16 protein-coding genes, 6 tRNA genes and 1 other RNA gene are annotated in these 19,405 nt (G+C 54.6%); 14 read left to right on the top strand and 9 right to left on the bottom strand.

What is annotated here, in order from left to right:
* Nucleotides 1–98 precede the first annotated feature (98 nt).
* Entirely contained in the window at nt 99–1,340 is a 1,242-nt protein-coding gene (locus tag CWM53_RS11785) for an Nramp family divalent metal transporter (protein ID WP_061153738.1), read from the bottom strand.
* A gap of 346 nt (nt 1,341–1,686) precedes the next feature.
* Between CWM53_RS11785 and nupC the strand changes: the two genes are divergently transcribed.
* Nucleotides 1,687–2,889, top strand: coding sequence for a nucleoside permease NupC (gene nupC / locus CWM53_RS11780; protein WP_012540950.1), 1,203 nt, complete (start codon nt 1,687–1,689; stop codon nt 2,887–2,889).
* A gap of 48 nt (nt 2,890–2,937) precedes the next feature.
* Here nupC and CWM53_RS11775 read toward each other — a convergent pair whose 3' ends face one another.
* The 3 genes from CWM53_RS11775 to CWM53_RS11765 form a co-directional block, all read right to left on the bottom strand.
* Nucleotides 2,938–5,109: an EAL domain-containing protein gene (locus CWM53_RS11775; RefSeq protein ID WP_074387908.1), complete on the bottom strand. Its 2,172-nt coding sequence runs from the start codon at nt 5,107–5,109 to the stop codon at nt 2,938–2,940.
* Between the two features lie 207 nt (nt 5,110–5,316).
* A tRNA-Ala gene (locus CWM53_RS11770) sits at nt 5,317–5,392 on the bottom strand.
* Nucleotides 5,393–5,433: 41 nt separating this feature from the next.
* A tRNA-Ala gene (locus tag CWM53_RS11765) sits at nt 5,434–5,509 on the bottom strand.
* Nucleotides 5,510–5,728: 219 nt separating this feature from the next.
* Here CWM53_RS11765 and CWM53_RS11760 point away from each other — a divergent pair.
* Together CWM53_RS11760 and CWM53_RS11755 are read left to right on the top strand one after the other, a co-directional pair.
* On the top strand, nt 5,729–6,082 hold the full coding sequence (locus CWM53_RS11760; RefSeq protein ID WP_061153736.1) for a YfeC-like transcriptional regulator: 354 nt from the start codon (nt 5,729–5,731) through the stop codon (nt 6,080–6,082).
* Between the two features lie 3 nt (nt 6,083–6,085).
* Nucleotides 6,086–6,478, top strand: coding sequence for a MerR family transcriptional regulator (locus tag CWM53_RS11755; protein ID WP_074387907.1), 393 nt, complete (start codon nt 6,086–6,088; stop codon nt 6,476–6,478).
* A gap of 52 nt (nt 6,479–6,530) precedes the next feature.
* On the opposite strand, the gene gltX is transcribed toward CWM53_RS11755, so the two are convergent.
* Nucleotides 6,531–7,949: a glutamate--tRNA ligase gene (gene gltX / locus CWM53_RS11750; protein ID WP_008803881.1), complete on the bottom strand. Its 1,419-nt coding sequence runs from the start codon at nt 7,947–7,949 to the stop codon at nt 6,531–6,533.
* Between the two features lie 259 nt (nt 7,950–8,208).
* On the opposite strand from gltX, the gene CWM53_RS11740 reads away from it, so the two are divergent.
* From CWM53_RS11740 to CWM53_RS11720, 5 genes are all read left to right on the top strand, one after another.
* Nucleotides 8,209–8,284: transfer RNA gene (locus tag CWM53_RS11740), tRNA-Val, on the top strand.
* 45 nt (nt 8,285–8,329) lie between these two features.
* A tRNA-Val gene (locus tag CWM53_RS11735) sits at nt 8,330–8,405 on the top strand.
* A gap of 46 nt (nt 8,406–8,451) precedes the next feature.
* A tRNA-Val gene (locus CWM53_RS11730) sits at nt 8,452–8,527 on the top strand.
* Nucleotides 8,528–8,531: 4 nt separating this feature from the next.
* A tRNA-Lys gene (locus tag CWM53_RS11725) sits at nt 8,532–8,607 on the top strand.
* Nucleotides 8,608–8,702: 95 nt separating this feature from the next.
* Nucleotides 8,703–8,840, top strand: a non-coding RNA gene (locus tag CWM53_RS11720) — RtT sRNA.
* Between the two features lie 84 nt (nt 8,841–8,924).
* Here the strand turns inward: CWM53_RS11720 and CWM53_RS11715 are convergent.
* The gene (locus CWM53_RS11715) at nt 8,925–9,851 is read right to left on the bottom strand and encodes a LysR family transcriptional regulator (protein ID WP_049152906.1); all 927 of its coding nucleotides are present in this window, start codon (nt 9,849–9,851) and stop codon (nt 8,925–8,927) included.
* Nucleotides 9,852–9,939: 88 nt separating this feature from the next.
* On the opposite strand from CWM53_RS11715, the gene CWM53_RS11710 reads away from it, so the two are divergent.
* Entirely contained in the window at nt 9,940–10,938 is a 999-nt protein-coding gene (locus tag CWM53_RS11710) for a bile acid:sodium symporter family protein (protein WP_074387906.1), read from the top strand.
* On the opposite strand, the gene CWM53_RS11705 is transcribed toward CWM53_RS11710, so the two are convergent.
* The 3 genes from CWM53_RS11705 to zipA form a co-directional block, all read right to left on the bottom strand.
* Nucleotides 10,935–11,153 (bottom strand): DUF3820 family protein, encoded by a 219-nt coding sequence (locus CWM53_RS11705; protein WP_002913440.1) that lies wholly within the window; start codon nt 11,151–11,153, stop codon nt 10,935–10,937. The two genes, CWM53_RS11710 and CWM53_RS11705, sit on opposite strands and share 4 nt — an antisense overlap.
* A gap of 1 nt (nt 11,154) precedes the next feature.
* Nucleotides 11,155–13,170 (bottom strand): NAD-dependent DNA ligase LigA, encoded by a 2,016-nt coding sequence (gene ligA / locus CWM53_RS11700; protein ID WP_012540946.1) that lies wholly within the window; start codon nt 13,168–13,170, stop codon nt 11,155–11,157.
* A gap of 69 nt (nt 13,171–13,239) precedes the next feature.
* Entirely contained in the window at nt 13,240–14,289 is a 1,050-nt protein-coding gene (gene zipA / locus CWM53_RS11695) for a cell division protein ZipA (RefSeq protein ID WP_064171320.1), read from the bottom strand.
* A 230-nt stretch (nt 14,290–14,519) separates the two neighbouring features.
* Here zipA and cysZ point away from each other — a divergent pair, with 230 nt between their 5' ends.
* From cysZ to crr, 5 genes are all read left to right on the top strand, one after another.
* The gene (gene cysZ, locus CWM53_RS11690; protein WP_008803876.1) at nt 14,520–15,281 is read left to right on the top strand and encodes a sulfate transporter CysZ; all 762 of its coding nucleotides are present in this window, start codon (nt 14,520–14,522) and stop codon (nt 15,279–15,281) included.
* A gap of 175 nt (nt 15,282–15,456) precedes the next feature.
* Nucleotides 15,457–16,428 (top strand): cysteine synthase A, encoded by a 972-nt coding sequence (gene cysK / locus CWM53_RS11685; protein WP_012967478.1) that lies wholly within the window; start codon nt 15,457–15,459, stop codon nt 16,426–16,428.
* A gap of 380 nt (nt 16,429–16,808) precedes the next feature.
* Nucleotides 16,809–17,066, top strand: a complete 258-nt coding sequence (ptsH, locus tag CWM53_RS11680) for a phosphocarrier protein Hpr (protein WP_002913505.1) — start codon at nt 16,809–16,811, stop codon at nt 17,064–17,066.
* 44 nt (nt 17,067–17,110) lie between these two features.
* The gene (gene ptsI / locus CWM53_RS11675; protein ID WP_100730292.1) at nt 17,111–18,838 is read left to right on the top strand and encodes a phosphoenolpyruvate-protein phosphotransferase PtsI; all 1,728 of its coding nucleotides are present in this window, start codon (nt 17,111–17,113) and stop codon (nt 18,836–18,838) included.
* Between the two features lie 42 nt (nt 18,839–18,880).
* Complete coding sequence (gene crr / locus CWM53_RS11670) at nt 18,881–19,390, top strand: PTS glucose transporter subunit IIA (RefSeq protein ID WP_008803873.1); 510 nt, start codon at nt 18,881–18,883, stop codon at nt 19,388–19,390.
* The last annotated feature ends 15 nt before the right edge of the window (nt 19,391–19,405 follow it).

Here is a 19,405-nt window from a genome sequence, read left to right as displayed (position 1 = left end):
GAGGCCCGGGCGGACGTGGGCATGGACATGGCCATCACTAGCAGACTTAAAGGGGAGCCCATTGGCTCCCCTTAACGTTATCCAGCATGGGTAATGAACTACGCCACGCCGAGCAGCGATCCCACGATTAACCAGCCGTTCAGGCTCACGACAATAGCGACAATTGCCCAGCCAGTGCCTCTCACCCAGCGAGTGTTCACCAAATCCCCCATGAGTTTCGCATCGTTGGTGAATATCAGCAGCGGCACCAGGGCAAGCGCAATACCAAAACTCAGCAGCACCTGACTCATCACCAGGATACGCGTAGGATCCAGCCCCAGCAGGATCACCACAAACGACGGCAGCATGGTGACCGCCCGACGAAACCACAGCGGGATATGAAAACGGATAAACCCCTGCATCACAACCTGCCCTGCCAGGGTACCCACTACCGTCGATGATAAACCTGCAGCGACCAGGCTCAGACCAAAGATGGTCGCCGCCGCGTGGCTCAGCAGTGGCTCCAGCGTTCTGTAAGCCTGATCGAGATCGGCGACGCCGGTATGGCCGTTGAAATGGAATGCCGCCGCGGCGGTCGCCATCATCGCCAGGTTGACGAACCCGGCAATGGTCATGGCGATCGCCACATCCCAGCGGGTCGCGTTATAGCGTTCTTTCCGCGTACCGCCGTGCAGATGCTGGGTAAGCGAGGAATGTAAGTAGATAACGTGCGGCATAATGGTCGCCCCCAGTACCCCGGCGGCTAAGAATACCGCCTCGCCGTTGGGCAGCGTAGGGATCACCAGCCCTTTTGTCAGGGGGGCCAGCGCGGGCTGAGAAAAGATCAACTCCACGACATAGGCCACGGCGACAAACAGCAGCAGCCCGCCAATCACCTTCTCCAGCGGTTTTTGCCCGCGCCGCTGCAGCATCAGGATCAGGAAGGTCGCCACCCCGGTCAGCACCGCCCCCTGCAGAAGCGACACGCCCAGTACCAGCTTAAAGCCAATCGCGGCGCCGATAAATTCAGCCAGGTCGGTGGCCATCGCAATGATTTCCGCCTGCACCCAATAGAACCACACCACCGGTCGCGGGTAATGGTCACGGATCTGCTCGGCCAGATTTTTGCCGGTGGCAATGCCCAGTTTGGCAGAGAGCACCTGGATCAGCATCGCCATCAGGTTGGCCCATACCACGACCCACAGCAGCTGATAGCCAAAGCTGGCGCCAGCCTGAATGTTAGTGGCGAAATTACCGGGATCGATATAGCCAATGGCAGCGACGAAAGCGGGCCCCATGAGGGCGAGCTTCACCTTGCGCGCGGCGCGACTACTGCTATTCTCAACGCGACTGCTAGTCATCTTCTGCCTCTGGAAATATAGCCTTTGCTATGTTTCATGCTATCAAAATGCGAATGATTATCAAGTTCATTTAAAATGGAGATAATGATTGCTGTGATAGGCGGGAACAATAGCTGGCCGGAAATGAAAAACGGGCGTTAGAACACGCGAGCGTGCCCAGTACTAAGAGTAGTACAAGAATGCAACTTTTAAAACCTTTACGTAACATAACAAAAGTGGATGTTTGATCACTATTTTTGCCATTGGTCACAGTTCCTTGCAATAGTGTGCAATTGATCTCGTTTTCTTTAAAGCCGTTGCATAGAATGTGCACGGAAATTTAACCTGCCTCATATTTGGAGCAACTATGGACCGCGTCTTGCATTTTGTCCTCGCGATCGTTGTGGTGGCTATACTGGCCCTGTTGGTCAGTCACGACCGTAAAAAGATCCGTATTCGTTATGTTGTTCAACTGCTTGTCATCGAAGTCCTGCTGGCCTGGTTCTTCCTGAACTCCGATATTGGTCTGGGTTTTGTGAAAGGCTTCTCTGAGATGTTTGAAAAACTTCTCGGATTTGCCAACGAAGGGACAAACTTCGTGTTCGGCAGCATGAACGATAAAGGTCTGGCCTTCTTCTTCCTTAAGGTTCTGTGCCCTATCGTCTTCATTTCCGCGTTGATCGGTATTTTGCAGCATATTCGTATCCTGCCGATTGTCATCCGCGCCATCGGTACCGTCCTGTCGAAAATCAACGGTATGGGCAAGCTGGAGTCCTTCAACGCCGTGAGCTCGCTGATCCTCGGTCAGTCGGAAAACTTCATCGCCTATAAAGATATTCTCGGCAAAATGTCGCGCAACCGCATGTACACCATGGCGGCGACGGCGATGTCCACCGTGTCGATGTCCATCGTAGGCGCGTACATGACCATGCTGCAGCCGAAGTATGTCGTCGCGGCGCTGGTGCTCAACATGTTCAGCACCTTTATCGTTCTGTCATTGATTAACCCTTACCGCGTGGAAGAGAGCGAAGAAAATCTGCAGATGTCGAATCTGCACGAAGGTCAGAGCTTCTTCGAAATGCTGGGCGAGTACATTCTGGCGGGCTTTAAAGTCGCGATTATTGTGGCGGCGATGCTGATCGGCTTCATCGCGCTGATCTCGGCGCTGAACGCCCTGTTCGCCACCGTGACCGGCTGGTTCGGCTACAGCATCTCCTTCCAGGGGATCCTCGGCTATATCTTCTACCCGGTTGCCTGGGTGATGGGTGTGCCGGCAAGCGAAGCGCTGCAAGTGGGCAGTATTATGGCCACCAAGCTGGTCTCCAACGAATTCGTCGCCATGATGGATCTGCAGAAAATCGCCTCGACGCTCTCTCCGCGCGCGGAAGGCATTATCTCTATCTTCCTGGTCTCCTTCGCCAACTTCTCGTCTATCGGCATCATCGCCGGGGCGATCAAAGGTTTGAACGAAGAACAGGGCAACGTGGTTTCTCGCTTCGGTCTGAAGCTGGTCTACGGCTCCACGCTGGTTAGCGTGCTGTCCGCTTCGATTGCGGCACTGGTTCTGTAACAGGCGCCAGTCATCTGAGCCGGGCAATGCCCGGCTTTTTTTTACCCGTCATTCGCCCAACGGCTGAGGCTTACCGACCAGGTAACCCTGCAGATAATTCACGCCCAGTTCCAGCAAGCGCGCTTTTTGCGGTTCGCTTTCGACGTATTCCGCCACCACGCTCATCTGTTTCGCCCGCGCCATCTCGACAATTGATTTCACCATGATGGCATCCAGCGGGTCCGTCAGAATGTCGCGGACGAAGCAGCCGTCAATCTTAATGATATCGGCCTGCAGATGCTTCAGTCGTTCATAGTTCGCATAACCGGTGCCAAAGTCATCAATGGCGATAGCGCAGCCAAACGCGCGCAGCGCTTCAAGATTTTGCTGGCTGGTGTCGGCATTGGAGAAGGCCTGCTCTTCGGTCACCTCAATGGTGATAAGATCTGGCGAAATGCGATAGCGTTGAAACAGCGCGATAATCTGCGCTGCGCTGTCCTTTTGCATCAGGGTTGAAGGCAGCAGGTTAACCGAGAATCGCTGGCCAGGATGCAGATGGAGCGCACTGAACAGGGTCTCCAGCACCAGCATGTCAAAACGCTGGCTGAGGTTAAACTGCACAATCAGCGGGATAAACTGATCCGGCATAATGACGCTATCGCCACAGCGCATGCGCGTGAGGATTTCATGATAGCCCTCCCCCTCCGCATTTTGAATCGGTTGCGCATAGAGCACCAGCGCCCGCTCTTTGAGAACCTGCTTGACGCGCATCAGGAGGCGTACCTGCTCGGTGGTTTGATCCACCACCAGTTCCTGCTCCTCATCCAGCGCCAGCACCCGACGTTCACTGCCCGCCTGTTCGGAAAGCCAGCTGAGCTGACCCAGCATCTGGTGCAACGTCTCACCCTGGCCGTCGTCACGGCTCCATGCCGCGCCAAACTCCAGATCCAGCGGCTGATTATGCCAGCTGAACTTTTTATGGTTGAGGATCGCGACCATATGGTTCAGCCGCGCAGCAGGGTCCGGTCCGTCGAGTACGAGGATCAATTCGCTGCCGGGCACCTGGAAGACTTTATCCGTTGCCCCCAACAGCGGCTGCAGCGCCCGGATGATTTGCCGTTTACAGTCCACGCCCATCATCAGACCATAATGCCGGCTAAGAAAATCGAGATTATCGATACGCAAGCTGCAGATAGCCTGCAGAGGACCGCTCTGCAAATGACTCACCAGTGCACGAAGGTTAGGTAAACCCGTCAGCGGATCCTCCTCCGCCTGGCTACGCCAGCGGCGTTTATTGCGGTCGCTGCGCGCATAGATGTCGGCCATATAAAACAAACAGATAGTGAAGGAGATCAGGACCGACAGCACAAAGGATAATGAATACTCGCTCTGGACACCCTGGAGAAAGTTTTTATTATACACCACCAGCAAAAAGGCCGAGACAGACCATGAAATACGCAGCAATGCATGACCAATCCGGCTAATCCCGATGAAATAGACAATAAAAATGACCGGAACTAAATAACCGGCAATAAATTCAGACTGATACGGCGCGCACAGTAACGTTAATAACACTGCCAGCGAGATAAACCAATATAGGGTAAAGGAACGATGTTTGGGTGCCAGCCACGGTAAGCATTCCTGCCGCCAGAAGCGGCGAGCATAGCGCGGATTGATAATCATCCGCATTGGATAATAAAGAAACGTCGTAAAAATTAATGCCGCGCTGATTAAACTTTGGATATCTATTACGGTATAAATCAACGGCATACTACCAAAGTAACTGGTAATAGATAATGGAAACGCAAAATATTGCCCGGCGAGGTACATGGTGATTTTCAGCAGCACCGGCGCGAAGAAGCCGCCCCAGAAGATCCGTGCCCCCATATGTTTCGCCGTGGGACCACAGCGCCAGCGCTTGCCCACCATCAGGCGTAAAACAGCGCAGGAGACAAACACAGCAAACAGCTGACAAAAGAGCAGAATAAGCGCCTGCGGTAACGTTAATTCAATGAGAAAGCTATTGGTGATAGCAAATGCGAGAATTAATGGTGCAATCGCGTAGCGGCCAAAAATAAAAATAACCGAAAACATCACACTGATTGGTAGCCAGGCAATATAAATAGAATTGCCATCAATAACCGTTTGCGGTGAAATAAAACGGGCCAGTGGAATGGCAGCTAAACAGATGATAAAGGCCAGCAGAGTTTTTTTGATATTAATGTTAATTTTATCAAGCATTCTTGTTAATTAAAACTCCGGCAACCGCATTACGTTTAATGGAGAAATGTTATGTTGCTTATTTAGGGCAGGCAAGGTGAATTATCAGGAAAAAGTCTGAAATTACTTTCGATTTTAATAGCTGGAGATTAACTGACTTAACCAGAAAGTGCTTTACAAGAAAACAGCTAAAACAAAAACCCCCGCCGAGGCGAGGGTTCTGAATTTTGGTGGAGCTAAGCGGGATCGAACCGCTGACCTCTTGCATGCCATGCAAGCGCTCTCCCAGCTGAGCTATAGCCCCACAGGACCTCTTTACGAACCAAATCTGCTGGGTGCAGAATTTGGTGGAGCTAAGCGGGATCGAACCGCTGACCTCTTGCATGCCATGCAAGCGCTCTCCCAGCTGAGCTATAGCCCCGTAACGTAAAGCGTGTCGTGTTGACGGGCGGCATAATATGAATTCCTCGCTCAGGTGTCAACGGCAAAATTATCCTTCGCTATTCAATCGCTGAAAAAGCAGGCAACTCGCTGACATTGCGAGCCTTATCGCAGCCAGAAGTTAAACAGGTCACTTTTTCACGTAAAAGGATGCTATAACATGGGCAGCTAATTCCCATACATTTACTCAGGAAATAGTATGCTCAAGGAACGAATGACACCTGAAGAAATCGCCCATCTGACCGGCTACAGCCGGCAAACCATCAATAAGTGGGTGCGGAAAGAAGGATGGCAAACCTCTCCGCGGCCTGGCGTCCAGGGTGGCAAAGCGCGGCTGGTCCATGTCAATGAGCAAGTCAGGGAGTTTATCCGCAGCGCTCAGCGCGTGGCAGAGACACCGGGCGCCTATTCTACCCACGACAGCGATCTGGAATCGCTGCTGCTGACCCTTAGCAAAGAGCTCACTCCCAGCGAGCAGAAGCAGCTTATGTCGCTGTTGCTACGCGAAGGGATCACCGGGTTACTGCTTCGGTTAGGGCTCCGCGATCGGTAAATCATGATGAAACTGAAAGATAAAATGACACCCGCAGAGCTCGCCGACTGCCTGGGACTCGCCAGACAAACGATCAATCGCTGGGTTCGCCAGCAAAAATGGCGTACGGAAGCGATACCCGGCGTCAAAGGAGGACGCGCGCGACTGGTGGTCATCGACAAACCAGTGCTCGAATTTCTGACCAATGCGCCTGCCAGGCGCCATCTGTTTACCGACAATCATTTGGCGGAATCGCCCGGCGCGTATCTGGTCAATGAGGCTGACGTGATCTGGCGGCAAATCACGGAAACCCTGCAACTGATGACCCCGGCCGAACAGCTGCAGCTTCGCGATCTGCTGGCCCGGGAAGGGATTAGCGGCTTTCTTGCCCGCCTCGGCATCGCCAGCCCGGCGTAACAGACAAAAAAAACGGCAGGAGTAACCTGCCGTTGTTTCATCCACGTCCCAATCAGGACGCCTGACCTTCACGTTCAGCGATAAAAGCCAGCGCTTTGTTGATACGCTCAACGCTACGGGATTTACCGATAGCGTGGACGGTGACATCAAGCGCAGGAGACTGCCCTGCCCCGGTAACCGCCACGCGCAGCGGCATGCCGACTTTACCCATGCCGACTTCCAGCTCATCAGCGGTTGCCTGAATCGCATGATGAACGTTCTCCGCTGTCCAGTCGCCGATCGCCGCCAGCTTGTCGCGAACCACTTCCAGCGGCTGACGCGCCACCGGACGCAGATGTTTCTTCGCCGCATCGGCGTCGAACTCAGCGAACTCTTCATAGAAGTAGCGGCAGCTCTGAGCAATCTCTTTCAGCGTTTTGCAACGCTCGCCCAGCAGTTTCACCAGCTCGGCCAGTTGTGGGCCATTACGGGTATCGATATTTTCCTGCTCGATGTGCCACTGCAGATGCGTCGCCACGTATTCCGCCGGCAGCGTATTGATGTAGTGATGGTTCAGCCACAGCAGTTTGTCGGTATTGAACGCACTCGCAGATTTGCTGACTGCGCCCAGCGAGAAGAACTCGATCATCTCTTCACGGGTGAAGATCTCCTGATCGCCATGGGACCAGCCCAGACGTACCAGATAGTTAAGCAGCGCTTCCGGCAGATAACCGTCGTCACGATACTGCATCACGCTCACTGCGCCGTGGCGTTTGGACAGTTTTTTACCGTCATCACCGTTGATCATCGACACGTGCGCGTAAACCGGCACCGGCGCATTCAGCGCTTTGAGGATGTTGATCTGGCGCGGCGTGTTGTTGATATGATCTTCACCACGGATCACGTGGGTGATCGCCATATCCCAGTCATCCACTACGACGCAGAAGTTGTAGGTCGGGGAGCCATCGGTACGGCGAATGATCAGATCGTCCAGCTCCTGGTTGCTGAACTCAATCGGTCCGCGGATCTGGTCGTCAAAAATAACCGATCCTTCCTGCGGGTTGGCAAAACGCACCACGCACGGCTCATCGTCGGCATGATGCTCGTGGCTATGGCGGCAGCGGCCATCGTAACGCGGCTTCTCACCGTTCGCCATTTGCTCTTCGCGCAGCGCTTCCAGACGCTCTTTCGAGCAATAACATTTATAAGCGGTGCCAGCTTCCAGCATCTCATCGATCACGTTGTTATAACGGTCGAAACGTTTGGTCTGGTAATAAGGGCCCTCATCCCATTGCAGATTCAGCCAGTTCATGCCATCCATGATGGCTTCAATTGCTTCCGGGGTGGAGCGTTCAAGATCGGTGTCTTCAATACGCAGCACAAACTCACCGCCGTGGTTACGAGCAAAAAGCCAGGAATAGAGAGCAGTACGCGCACCGCCAACGTGCAGATAGCCTGTTGGGCTTGGCGCGAAGCGAGTTTTGATTTTCATGAATTGGCCTTACGTTTAATAAAGATGCCGATAGCCGGCAATGTCCGGTGGAAATTATGGGTCAATATTCTAACACCGTGGGCTGATTCCTCAATGTTGTTCCCGTCGGAACGTCACGGTTTGCCATTTTTGTTTATAAATCATGCTATGCCGCCGGTTTTGCGATCGCTTTGTTTAATTTTACGACGAACGAACGAATTCTTTAGAAAAGGCGTTGACTCATTTTCAACTCTCCCTATAATGCGACTCCACACAGCGGGGGTGATTAGCTCAGCTGGGAGAGCACCTCCCTTACAAGGAGGGGGTCGGCGGTTCGATCCCGTCATCACCCACCACTACTTAACGTAGTCTCCGCCGTGTAGAACAGAAAATTGAGAAGTGGGTGATTAGCTCAGCTGGGAGAGCACCTCCCTTACAAGGAGGGGGTCGGCGGTTCGATCCCGTCATCACCCACCACTTTCTCGCCAGCTGGATTTTCTGTCAAAATGTGAAGTACCGAAGTGGGTGATTAGCTCAGCTGGGAGAGCACCTCCCTTACAAGGAGGGGGTCGGCGGTTCGATCCCGTCATCACCCACCACTTCGGGTCGTTAGCTCAGTTGGTAGAGCAGTTGACTTTTAATCAATTGGTCGCAGGTTCGAATCCTGCACGACCCACCAATGTAAAAAGGCGCCCTAAAGGCGCCTTTTTGCTATGCGCCGAACTCAACGATTCGACAAAATTGTCGGGAACAATTTTGAACAACGCGGCAGCGTTGGCCCGCAGGGCGAGTCTCAGGATGAGACGAGTTTCTCTGCCGCAGGTTCGGGTCGAACGCAGTGAGACAACGGAGCCGCTTGCGGCGACGGCCCGAAGGGCGAGGCGAAGCCGAGTCATCCTGCACGACCCACCAATGTAAAAAGGCGCCCTAAAGGCGCCTTTTTGCTATGCGCAGTTTGCGGCCCTGCCGCGAGTTCCCCCCGCAGCACTCCCCCTGTCAGCGCTGATACAGCGGATCTTCCACCCTCGCAGCGGTTAAGTTTGCCCCTTCTTCACGCACAATTTCCCATAACGCCTGAGCGGCGGTCGACAGCGAGCGATTTTTCCGGCATGCCAGCATCAGCTGCCGCTCCATCACCGGGGTCAGCCGCTTCACCGTCAGATGGCTCCCCTGCGGTAACGGCAGCGCCAGCGCCGGCAGAACGCTGATGCCAATTCCCGATTCTACCATCGGAAACAGCGTTGCCGGGTGACCAATCTCCTGCACAATGTTCGCCCGGATAGCCAGCCTGCTAAGGGCCGCATCAATCAGCGGACGGCTGCCGGAGGCATAGTCCTGCAGGATCAGTCTCTCATCCTGCAGGGCTTGCCACGGCACCTCCGTCAGGCTGGCAAAAGGATGATCCTCCCGGCAGAGCAGCAAAAAGGGTTCCGCGAGGACCACTTCACATTGCAGATCTGCCGCCGGGCCAGGGTCAATCACAATGCCGAAATCCACTTCCCCATGGCGAATACTCTCCAGCACCCACTGCTGTGGCCGGTCGTGCAACACAAAATCGATATCAGGATAACGACGGTTGCTGTGAGCAATACACTGCGGAATCAGGTGGGCGGAAATCGTCTGACTGGCGGCGACCTTGACGGTACCGCTCATCTGCTGGCCGACGCGCCCGGCGTCACGCAGGGTAATCGTCAACTCATCGAGCAAACGCTCCAGTCGCCCCGCCAGCTGCTGACCCGCTTCGGTAAGCACGACTTCGCGAGTGGTACGGTCGAGTAGCCGGACGCCGGTCTGGTGCTCCAGCTCCTTGACGCTATGGCTGACGGCCGACTGACTTAAGCCAATCATCTCCCCTGCCCGGCTGAAGCTTCTGGCCCGGGCGACGGTGACGAATACTTTTAACTGACGCAGAGAGTAATTCATCTTTTTTATTCATGAATAGATGCAATAAATCAATTTTATTTCTCAAATGAAAAAAAGCACAATAGCGCATCTCTTTTCAGGAGCGTTTATGAAACTTTTCCGCATTCTCGATCCGTTTACGGCAACCCTGGTCACCGTTGTCCTGCTGGCCTCATTCTTCCCCGCCCGTGGCGCTTTCGTTCCCTTCTTTGAACATCTGACCACCGCCGCCATTGCCCTGCTGTTCTTTATGCACGGCGCTAAACTCTCCCGGGAAGCGATTATCGCCGGCGGAGGCCACTGGCGTTTGCATCTGTGGGTGATGTGCAGCACCTTTATACTCTTCCCGGTACTCGGGGTTCTGTTTGCCTGGTGGGCGCCGGTGAATGTCGATCCGATGCTCTACAGCGGCTTTATCTATCTGTGCATTCTGCCGGCCACCGTGCAATCCGCTATCGCCTTTACTTCGCTGGCCGGAGGCAACGTCGCGGCGGCGGTGTGCTCAGCCTCGGCCTCCAGCCTGCTGGGGATCTTTGTTTCACCGCTGCTGGTGGGCGTCCTGATGAACCTTCATGGCGCAGGCGGCAGCCTGGAGCAGGTCGGTAAAATCATGCTGCAGCTGCTGCTGCCTTTCGTACTCGGTCACTTATCGCGGCCGTGGATTGGCAACTGGGTGGCGAAGCATAAGAAGTGGATTGGTAAGACCGACCAGACCTCGATTCTGCTGGTGGTTTACTCCGCCTTTAGCGAGGCGGTGGTGAATGGCATCTGGCATAAAGTCGGTCTGGGATCACTGCTGTTTATCGTGGTGGTCAGCCTGGTGCTGCTGGCCATTGTCATCGCCGTTAACGTGTTCGTCGCCCGCCGCTGCGGCTTTAACAAAGCCGATGAGATTACTATCGTCTTTTGCGGTTCGAAAAAGAGTCTGGCCAACGGCATCCCGATGGCCAATATTCTCTTCCCGACCTCCATCCTCGGCATCATGGTGCTGCCGCTGATGATCTTCCACCAAATCCAGCTGATGGTCTGCGCGGTGCTGGCGCGGCGCTACAAGCAGCAAACCGATGCGCGTCTCGCTGAGGAAAAGGCCAACGCCGCCAAAGCTTAACGCGCTTTCTTCAGGGGCTGAACCAGATCGCTCAGCCCCTCGGTTTTAATCAGCAGGGTCAACGCCATCAGCTCGCCGAGATGACCGGCAGGAAACTGATCCTTACGCGCAAACCACAGTAAATACTCTTCCGGGACATCGATTAAACGACGTCCCTTGTATTTACCGAACGGCATCTCGGTATTGGCTATTTCAACCAACTGCGCTTTATCCACGTTATTCTCCCAGCAGGCGCATCATTTCGGCTTCATCAATCACCTCAATGCCCAGCTCCTGCGCTTTCGCCAGCTTAGAACCCGCCGCTTCGCCGGCTATTACCAGGTCAGTTTTCTTCGACACGCTACCTGCCACCTTCGCCCCCAGCGCGACGAGACGCGCTTTGGCGTCATCCCGCGACAGCTGGCTCAGGCTGCCGGTCAGGACCACGGTTTTACCCGCAAACGGGCTATCAATCTCTTCCGCTTTCACCACGACTGGCGCTGGCCAGTGAACGCCTTCGGCCAGCAGCTGTGCGATGACATCGCGGTTGCTCTCTTCGGCAAAGAAGTTGAAGGTATGGGTGGCAACCACGATGCCAACATCAGGGACCTTTTGCAGCTCCTCAATGGAAGCCTGCTCCAGGGCTTCAAGAGTGCCGAAATGCGCCGCCAGGGCCGCCGCCGTCGCTTCGCCTACCTCGCGAATACCCAGCGCGTAGAGAAAGCGTGCGAAGGTCGTCTCTTTGGCTTTTTCCAGAGCATTGACCACATTTTGCGCGGACTTCGGCCCCATCCGATCCAGCCCGGTGAGTTTCCCGGCGCTCAGGCGAAACAGATCCGCCGGAGTATGGACGTACTCTTTCTCCACCAACTGGTCGATGATCTTGTCGCCCATGCCGTCAACGTCCAGCGCGCGACGGGAGACGAAGTGCTTAAGCGACTCTTTACGCTGCGCTCCGCAGATAAGGCCGCCCGTACAGCGGGCTACCGCCTCGCCTTCCACTCGCTCAACGTCGGACTGACATACCGGGCAGTGGGTCGGGAAGACAACATCCCGGGCATCCGCCGGACGCTCGGAAAGCACCACATTGACCACCTGCGGGATCACGTCGCCTGCCCGGCGAATCACTACCTTGTCGCCGATTTTCAGACCTAAGCGTTCGATTTCATCGGCGTTATGCAGGGTGGCATTGCTCACCAGCACGCCGGCGACATGGACCGGCTCCAGGCGCGCCACTGGCGTGATCGCCCCGGTGCGCCCAACCTGGAACTCCACATCCCGGACGAAAGTCATCTGCTCCTGTGCCGGGAACTTAAAGGCCACGGCCCAGCGCGGCGCGCGGGCCACGAAACCCAACTGCTCCTGGAGCGCCAGCGAATCGACTTTGATCACCACGCCATCAATGTCAAAGCCCAGATGAGGACGATCTTCCTCGACTTTACGATAGTAAGTGAGCACTTCCTCGGGAGTATGGCACAGGGTGACGCGATCGCTCACCGGCAGTCCCCAGGCTTTGAACTGCTGCAAACGGGCCGAGTGGCTGGCCGGCAGCTCACCGCCCTCCAGCACGCCAACGCCGTAGCAGAAGAAAGTAAGCGGTCGCTTCGCCGTGATGCGCGGATCGAGCTGGCGCAACGAACCCGCCGCCGCATTACGCGGGTTAGCAAACACTTTTCCGCCGGTGCGGCGCGCTTCTTCATTGATTTTTTCAAACCCGGCCTGCGGAAGGAAAACCTCACCACGCACCTCAAGACGTGCCGGGATATTCTCGCCATGCAGCTTGAGGGGGATAGTGCGAATGGTTCGCACATTGGAGGTAATATCCTCGCCGGTGGTACCGTCGCCGCGGGTCGCGGCCTGCATCAGTACGCCGTTTTCGTAGAGAATACTCACCGCGAGGCCGTCGAGCTTAAGCTCGCAGCAGTAGGTGAGATCGTCAGTGCTTTTCAGGCGATCCTGTACCCGCTTGTTGAAGGCGAGAAAGCTCTCTTCATCAAACACGTTGTCCAGCGACAGCATCGGCACTTCATGGCGGATCTGGCTGAAGGCAGTCAGTGGCGCCGCCCCCACCCGCTGAGTCGGCGAGTCCGGGGTAATCAGCTCCGGATGTTGACTCTCAAGCTCACGCAGCTCGCGCATCAGGCGGTCATATTCCGCATCGGGCACTTCGGGCGCGTCCATAACGTGGTACAGATATTCATGATGGCGAAGCGTGGTTCGCAGTTCAGTCAGTTGTTGTTCGATCGGTTCCATATCACACCATCAATGATAAAAAACCCCCGACAGGCGGGGGTTGAGAAGGAGTTGAGATAACGCGGGACGTCAGGCGTTCGCGTCTTTCACTTCGCGAATACGATCCTGGTATTCACGCAGTTTTTGCGGCGTCATCATGCGACGCTGATCGTCAAGCACCACGCCGCCCACTTCATCGGCGATATACTGCGCAGACTGCAGCATCAGCTTGAAGTTCTGCAGTTCATCACCGTAGGAAGGGACCTGCATAAAGATAGTCACCCCAGGGGTCATCATGTCCGCCATGCTGTCCGGATTGAACGTCCCCGGTTTCACCATGTTGGCCAGGCTGAACAGCACCGGACCGCTGCCATCCGGGCTCAGATGGCGGTGGAAAATATTCATTTCACCAAACTTGAAGCCGGCCTGCTGGATGCTGTTGATCAGCACCTCGCCGTTAAGCTGTGCGCCATGATGGGCGGCGACGTTCATCACAATGACCGTCTCTTTACGCTCTTTCGGCTGCGGCGGCTCTACCGGCTGCGGTTCGGCGACGGCGGGCTGCGGCGTGGCAACAGGCTGTGGCGCAGGCTGCTGCGGGGCAGCGGGCTGCGGCTGAGCGACGGTCGGCGTCACCGGCTGCGGTGCGACAGGCTGCTGCACAACAGGCTGCGGCTGATGTTGGGGTTGCACGGGCGGCTGCGCGGGCTGCGGCTGTTGCCAGCCAGGCTGCGCAGCCACATGCGGCGCAGGCTGCTGTCCCTGCGGTTGAACCGGGGCCTGACGCGGCGATTGCTGCGGCTGGCGAACCGGTTCTTCAGGACGCACAGGCTGCTGCATCTGGCGCTCGTAAGGCGGCTGGTACTGGTGCTGCGGCGCCTGACGAGGGGCTTCATGCTCCCCATGCGCGCCGTGCGGGGCGTGAGTGACCGGATGAACGCGGACTTCACCTACGCCTTCAACATTATCATCAAAGTCTTCGTTTTCCGACTCATCGTCGCGCGACTTCATACGTTTCAGTGGGCGATCGCGAAACATCGAAGAACGTTCTTTACGGCTGGTCCAGAAACCATGTACCAGTAAAGCGATTATGGCGATCGCGCCAACAATGATTAATATCAGACGCAAATCCTGCATCATTATATTCTCTGTTGTTCTAACACCTTGCCACCACGGCAAACATTTACTCACTAAGAGTATTTGCCGATTACCTCAAGTGCAAGTGCGTCGGTGGCTTTCACCACATAAAGATGAACTAAATCGTGCTTTTTGCTGTTTTTTCGAACATTTCCTAACTGGTTATTGTCTGGCGACCCGATAAAATAAGCGAGCATTCACACTGGATGTTAAAAAAGGAGCATTGCCTGGCTATGGTTTCATCATCCGCACCGACCCCGCGTAGCGGCGTTTATTATTTTTCGCAGGGCTGGAAACTCATCGGGCTGCCGGGCATACGGCGTTATGTCTTTTTGCCTTTGCTGGTTAACGTGCTGCTGATGGGCGGAGCCTTCTGGTGGCTGTTTACCCGTCTCGACAGTTGGATCCCGTCGCTGATGAGCCATGTGCCGGACTGGCTGCAGTGGCTTAACTACCTGCTGTGGCCGGTGGTGGTGCTCTCGATTCTGCTGGTGTTTGGTTACTTCTTTTCGACTATCGCCAACTGGATAGCTGCGCCGTTCAGCGGCCTGCTGGCGGAACAGCTGGAAGCGCGTCTGACTGGCGCCACCCCGCCGGACGTCGGCGTCTTTGGCATCATGAAGGATATTCCGCGCATCATGAAGCGTGAGTGGCAGAAGCTGGCCTGGTACCTGCCCCGCGCCATCGTGCTGTTGCTGCTCTACTTTATACCCGGCGTGGGGCAGACCGTCGCGCCGGTACTCTGGTTCCTGTTCAGCGCATGGATGCTGGCGATTCAATACTGCGATTATCCCTTTGATAATCATAAGGTCCCCTTCAGGACCATGCGCGAAGCGCTGCGCAGCCGCAAAGTGATGAATATGCAGTTTGGGGCGCTCACCAGCCTGTTTACCATGATCCCGGTGTTAAACCTGGTGATCCTGCCGGTAGCCATCTGCGGCGCCACCGCGATGTGGGTCGATTGCTATCGCGATAAGCACGCGGTCTGGAAGTAGCGTCAACGCGTCCCCCCGGGAGCGGCTGAGGCCGCTCCTTATATCTCGCTTATTCCTTCTTGCTTATCATTATTTCCCTTCCGCATATAGATATGCTAAATCCTTACTTCCGCATATTCTTTAAGCGGGTATGCTGATGCCGTACCCCCAAATTTCATACAGTTAAGGACGGGCCATGAGTAAGATTTTTGAAGACAACTCCCTGACTATCGGTCACACGCCGCTGGTACGACTGAACCGCATTGGTAACGGCCGTATCCTGGCAAAGGTAGAATCTCGTAACCCGAGCTTTAGCGTAAAATGCCGTATCGGCGCCAATATGATCTGGGATGCTGAAAAGCGCGGCGTTCTGAAACCTGGCGTGGAACTGGTCGAACCGACCAGCGGCAACACCGGTATCGCCCTCGCCTACGTGGCGGCGGCCCGTGGTTACAAGCTAACGCTAACCATGCCGGAAACCATGAGCATCGAGCGCCGCAAGCTGCTGAAAGCGCTGGGCGCCAACCTGGTACTGACCGAAGGCGCAAAAGGCATGAAAGGCGCCATTCAGAAAGCGGAAGAGATCGTCGCCAGCAACCCGGAAAAATTCCTGCTGCTGCAGCAGTTCAGCAACCCGGCTAACCCGGAAATCCACGAAAAGACCACTGGCCCGGAAATCTGGGAAGACACCGATGGTCAGGTGGATGTCTTTATCTCTGGCGTAGGCACCGGCGGTACGCTGACCGGCGTCAGCCGCTACATTAAAAACACCAAGGGCAAAAAAGATCTGATCACCGTCGCGGTCGAACCGACCGATTCGCCGGTCATCTCCCAGGCGCTGGCGGGTGAAGAGCTCAAGCCGGGTCCGCACAAAATTCAGGGTATCGGCGCCGGCTTCATTCCTGGCAACCTGGATCTGAAGCTGGTGGACAAAGTGATCGGCATTACCAACGAGGAAGCTATCTCCACGGCGCGCCGTCTGATGGAAGAAGAAGGCATCCTGGCGGGTATCTCTTCCGGGGCCGCCGTTGCCGCCGCGCTGAAGCTGCAGCAAGATGAGGCCTTTACCAATAAGAATATTGTGGTTATCCTGCCTTCCTCTGGTGAGCGTTATTTAAGCACCGCGCTATTTGCCGATCTCTTCACTGAGAAAGAACTGCAACAGTAGTGCCAGCTTGTAAATAATGTGTAAAAAAGCACCTTTTCAGGTGCTTTTTTGTGGCATACGTCAAAGTTTTACCCCTCCTGGCATTGATTCACCTCGTAGGGTCTGGTATTTAACCAGCACATTTATTTTGATGCGCGAAATTATTCAGAAGAGGATTTCCGCCAGCTGAATCGATTTTATGATTTGGTTCAAGTCTTCCTTTCGCGGCATAATGTTTAATGACGTGCTAGACGTCAATGGCCCGCAGGTCTTCGCAGCGCCAGGCGCTGCCGACGCCAAGGCCGGAAACGTAACGCCGGCGCTAACAATACAGGCTAAAGTCGAGTCGTTAGACTAGACTTTAGGTCCACAACACTAAACCTATAAGTTGGGGAAATATAATGTTCCAGCAAGAAGTTACCATTACCGCTCCGAACGGTCTGCACACCCGCCCTGCTGCTCAGTTTGTTAAAGAAGCTAAAGGCTTCACTTCTGAGATCACTGTAACCTCCAACGGCAAAAGCGCCAGCGCCAAAAGCCTGTTCAAACTGCAGACTCTGGGCCTGACCCAGGGCACCGTAGTGACCCTCTCCGCTGAAGGCGAAGATGAGCAGAAAGCTGTTGAGCATCTGGTTAAACTGATGGCTGAACTCGAGTAAGTTCACGGGTTCTTTTTCATATCAGTCACAAGTAAGGTAGGGTTATGATTTCAGGCATTTTAGCATCCCCGGGTATCGCCTTCGGCAAAGCACTGCTGCTGAAGGAAGATGAAATTGTCATCGACCGGAAGAAAATTTCTGCCGATAAGGTTGATCAGGAAGTCGAACGTTTCCTGAGCGGCCGCGCCAAGGCCTCCGCCCAGCTGGAGGTCATAAAAACCAAAGCTGGTGAAACTTTCGGTGAAGAAAAAGAAGCCATCTTCGAAGGGCATATCATGCTGCTGGAAGATGAGGAGCTTGAGCAGGAAATCATAGCCCTGATTAAAGATAAGCACATGACTGCCGACGCGGCAGCCAATGAAGTTATCGAAGGTCAGGCCACTGCCCTGGAAGAGCTGGACGATGAATACCTGAAAGAACGTGCGGCTGACGTACGTGACATCGGTAAGCGCCTGCTGCGCAACATCCTTGGTCTGTCGATTATCGATCTGAGCGCGATTCAGGATGAAGTCATCCTCGTCGCCGCCGATCTGACCCCGTCTGAAACCGCACAACTGAACCTGAAAAAAGTGCTGGGCTTCATCACCGACGCGGGCGGCCGTACCTCTCACACCTCCATCATGGCGCGTTCCCTGGAACTGCCGGCCATCGTGGGCACCGGCGGCATCACGGCGCAGGTGAAAAATGGCGACTATCTGATTCTAGACGCGGTGAACAACCGGGTTCTGGTCAACCCGTCTAACGAGCAAATTGAAGCACTGCGTAATCTGCAGGCTCAGGTTGCGGAAGAAAAAGCCGAACTGGCGAAACTGAAAGATCTGCCGGCGATTACCCTCGACGGCCATCAGGTTGAAGTCTGCGCCAACATTGGTACCGTTCGCGATGTCGAAGGTGCTGAGCGCAACGGCGCCGAAGGCGTAGGCCTCTATCGTACTGAATTCCTGTTCATGGACCGTGACGCGCTGCCAACTGAAGAAGAGCAGTTTGCGGCCTATAAAGCGGTGGCTGAAGCCTGTGGCTCTCAGGCTGTTATCGTGCGTACCATGGACATTGGCGGCGACAAAGAGCTGCCGTACATGAACTTCCCGAAAGAAGAGAACCCGTTCCTCGGCTGGCGTGCCGTGCGTATCGCGATGGATCGTAAAGAGATCCTGCGCGATCAGGTGCGCGCCATCCTGCGTGCCTCCGCTTTCGGTAAACTGCGCATTATGTTCCCGATGATCATCTCTGTTGAAGAAGTGCGTGCGCTGAAGAAAGAGATCGAAATCTACAAACAGGAACTGCGTGACGAAGGTAAAGCATTTGACGAATCCATTGAGATCGGCGTGATGGTGGAAACACCGGCTGCGGCGACCATTGCTCGTCATCTGGCCAAAGAAGTTGATTTCTTTAGTATCGGCACCAATGATTTAACGCAATATACTCTGGCAGTTGACCGTGGTAATGATATGATTTCACATCTTTACCAGCCGATGTCACCGTCTGTACTGAATCTGATTAAGCAAGTTATTGATGCTTCTCACGCTGAAGGTAAATGGACTGGCATGTGCGGTGAGCTTGCGGGCGATGAACGTGCTACACTTCTGTTGCTGGGTATGGGGCTGGACGAATTCTCTATGAGCGCCATTTCCATCCCGCGCATCAAGAAGATTATTCGTAATACGAACTTCGAAGATGCGAAAGTATTAGCAGAGCAGGCTCTTGCTCAACCGACAACGGACGAGTTAATGACGCTGGTTAACAAGTTCATTGAAGAAAAAACAATCTGCTAATCCAAGAGATGCGCGGCCCAAATTACTGCTTAGGAGAAGATCATGGGTTTGTTTGATAAATTGAAATCTCTGGTTTCTGATGACAAGAAAGACACCGGAACTATTGAGATTATTGCTCCCCTCTCCGGTGAGATCGTCAACATCGAAGACGTGCCGGATGTGGTTTTTGCGGAAAAAATTGTGGGCGATGGGATTGCCATCAAACCGACCGGCAACAAAATGGTCGCGCCGGTAGACGGTACCATTGGTAAAATTTTCGAAACCAACCATGCGTTCTCTATTGAATCTGATAGCGGCATCGAGCTGTTCGTTCACTTCGGTATTGATACCGTTGAACTGAAAGGCGAAGGCTTCAAGCGTATCGCTGAAGAAGGCCAGCGCGTGAAAGTCGGTGACCCGGTTATCGAATTCGATCTGCCGCTGCTGGAAGAGAAAGCCAAGTCTACCCTGACTCCGGTGGTTATCTCCAACATGGACGAGATCAAAGAACTGATCAAACTGTCCGGTAGCGTGACTGTGGGTGAAACCCCGGTTATCCGCATCAAGAAGTAATGCTTGCTGCATAAA

The organism is Klebsiella sp. A-Nf5 (assembly GCF_002810545.1).
Taxonomy (GTDB): Bacteria; Pseudomonadota; Gammaproteobacteria; order Enterobacterales; family Enterobacteriaceae; genus Klebsiella; species Klebsiella variicola.
Note: the sequence above shows the minus strand (reverse complement) of the source record. Positions and strands in the feature narration are given on the sequence as shown.

Excerpts from the sequence above, each read along its gene's own strand:
- CWM53_RS11785 (WP_061153738.1), bottom strand. The coding sequence starts at position 1,340 with ATGACTAGCAGTCGCGTTGAGAATAGCAGTAGTCGCGCCGCGCGCAAG.
- nupC (WP_012540950.1), top strand. The coding sequence starts at position 1,687 with ATGGACCGCGTCTTGCATTTTGTCCTCGCGATCGTTGTGGTGGCTATA.
- CWM53_RS11775 (WP_074387908.1), bottom strand. The coding sequence starts at position 5,109 with ATGCTTGATAAAATTAACATTAATATCAAAAAAACTCTGCTGGCCTTT.
- CWM53_RS11760 (WP_061153736.1), top strand. The coding sequence starts at position 5,729 with ATGCTCAAGGAACGAATGACACCTGAAGAAATCGCCCATCTGACCGGC.
- CWM53_RS11755 (WP_074387907.1), top strand. The coding sequence starts at position 6,086 with ATGATGAAACTGAAAGATAAAATGACACCCGCAGAGCTCGCCGACTGC.
- gltX (WP_008803881.1), bottom strand. The coding sequence starts at position 7,949 with ATGAAAATCAAAACTCGCTTCGCGCCAAGCCCAACAGGCTATCTGCAC.
- CWM53_RS11715 (WP_049152906.1), bottom strand. The coding sequence starts at position 9,851 with ATGAATTACTCTCTGCGTCAGTTAAAAGTATTCGTCACCGTCGCCCGG.
- CWM53_RS11710 (WP_074387906.1), top strand. The coding sequence starts at position 9,940 with ATGAAACTTTTCCGCATTCTCGATCCGTTTACGGCAACCCTGGTCACC.
- ligA (WP_012540946.1), bottom strand. The coding sequence starts at position 13,170 with ATGGAACCGATCGAACAACAACTGACTGAACTGCGAACCACGCTTCGC.
- zipA (WP_064171320.1), bottom strand. The coding sequence starts at position 14,289 with ATGATGCAGGATTTGCGTCTGATATTAATCATTGTTGGCGCGATCGCC.
- cysZ (WP_008803876.1), top strand. The coding sequence starts at position 14,520 with ATGGTTTCATCATCCGCACCGACCCCGCGTAGCGGCGTTTATTATTTT.
- cysK (WP_012967478.1), top strand. The coding sequence starts at position 15,457 with ATGAGTAAGATTTTTGAAGACAACTCCCTGACTATCGGTCACACGCCG.
- ptsH (WP_002913505.1), top strand. The coding sequence starts at position 16,809 with ATGTTCCAGCAAGAAGTTACCATTACCGCTCCGAACGGTCTGCACACC.
- ptsI (WP_100730292.1), top strand. The coding sequence starts at position 17,111 with ATGATTTCAGGCATTTTAGCATCCCCGGGTATCGCCTTCGGCAAAGCA.
- crr (WP_008803873.1), top strand. The coding sequence starts at position 18,881 with ATGGGTTTGTTTGATAAATTGAAATCTCTGGTTTCTGATGACAAGAAA.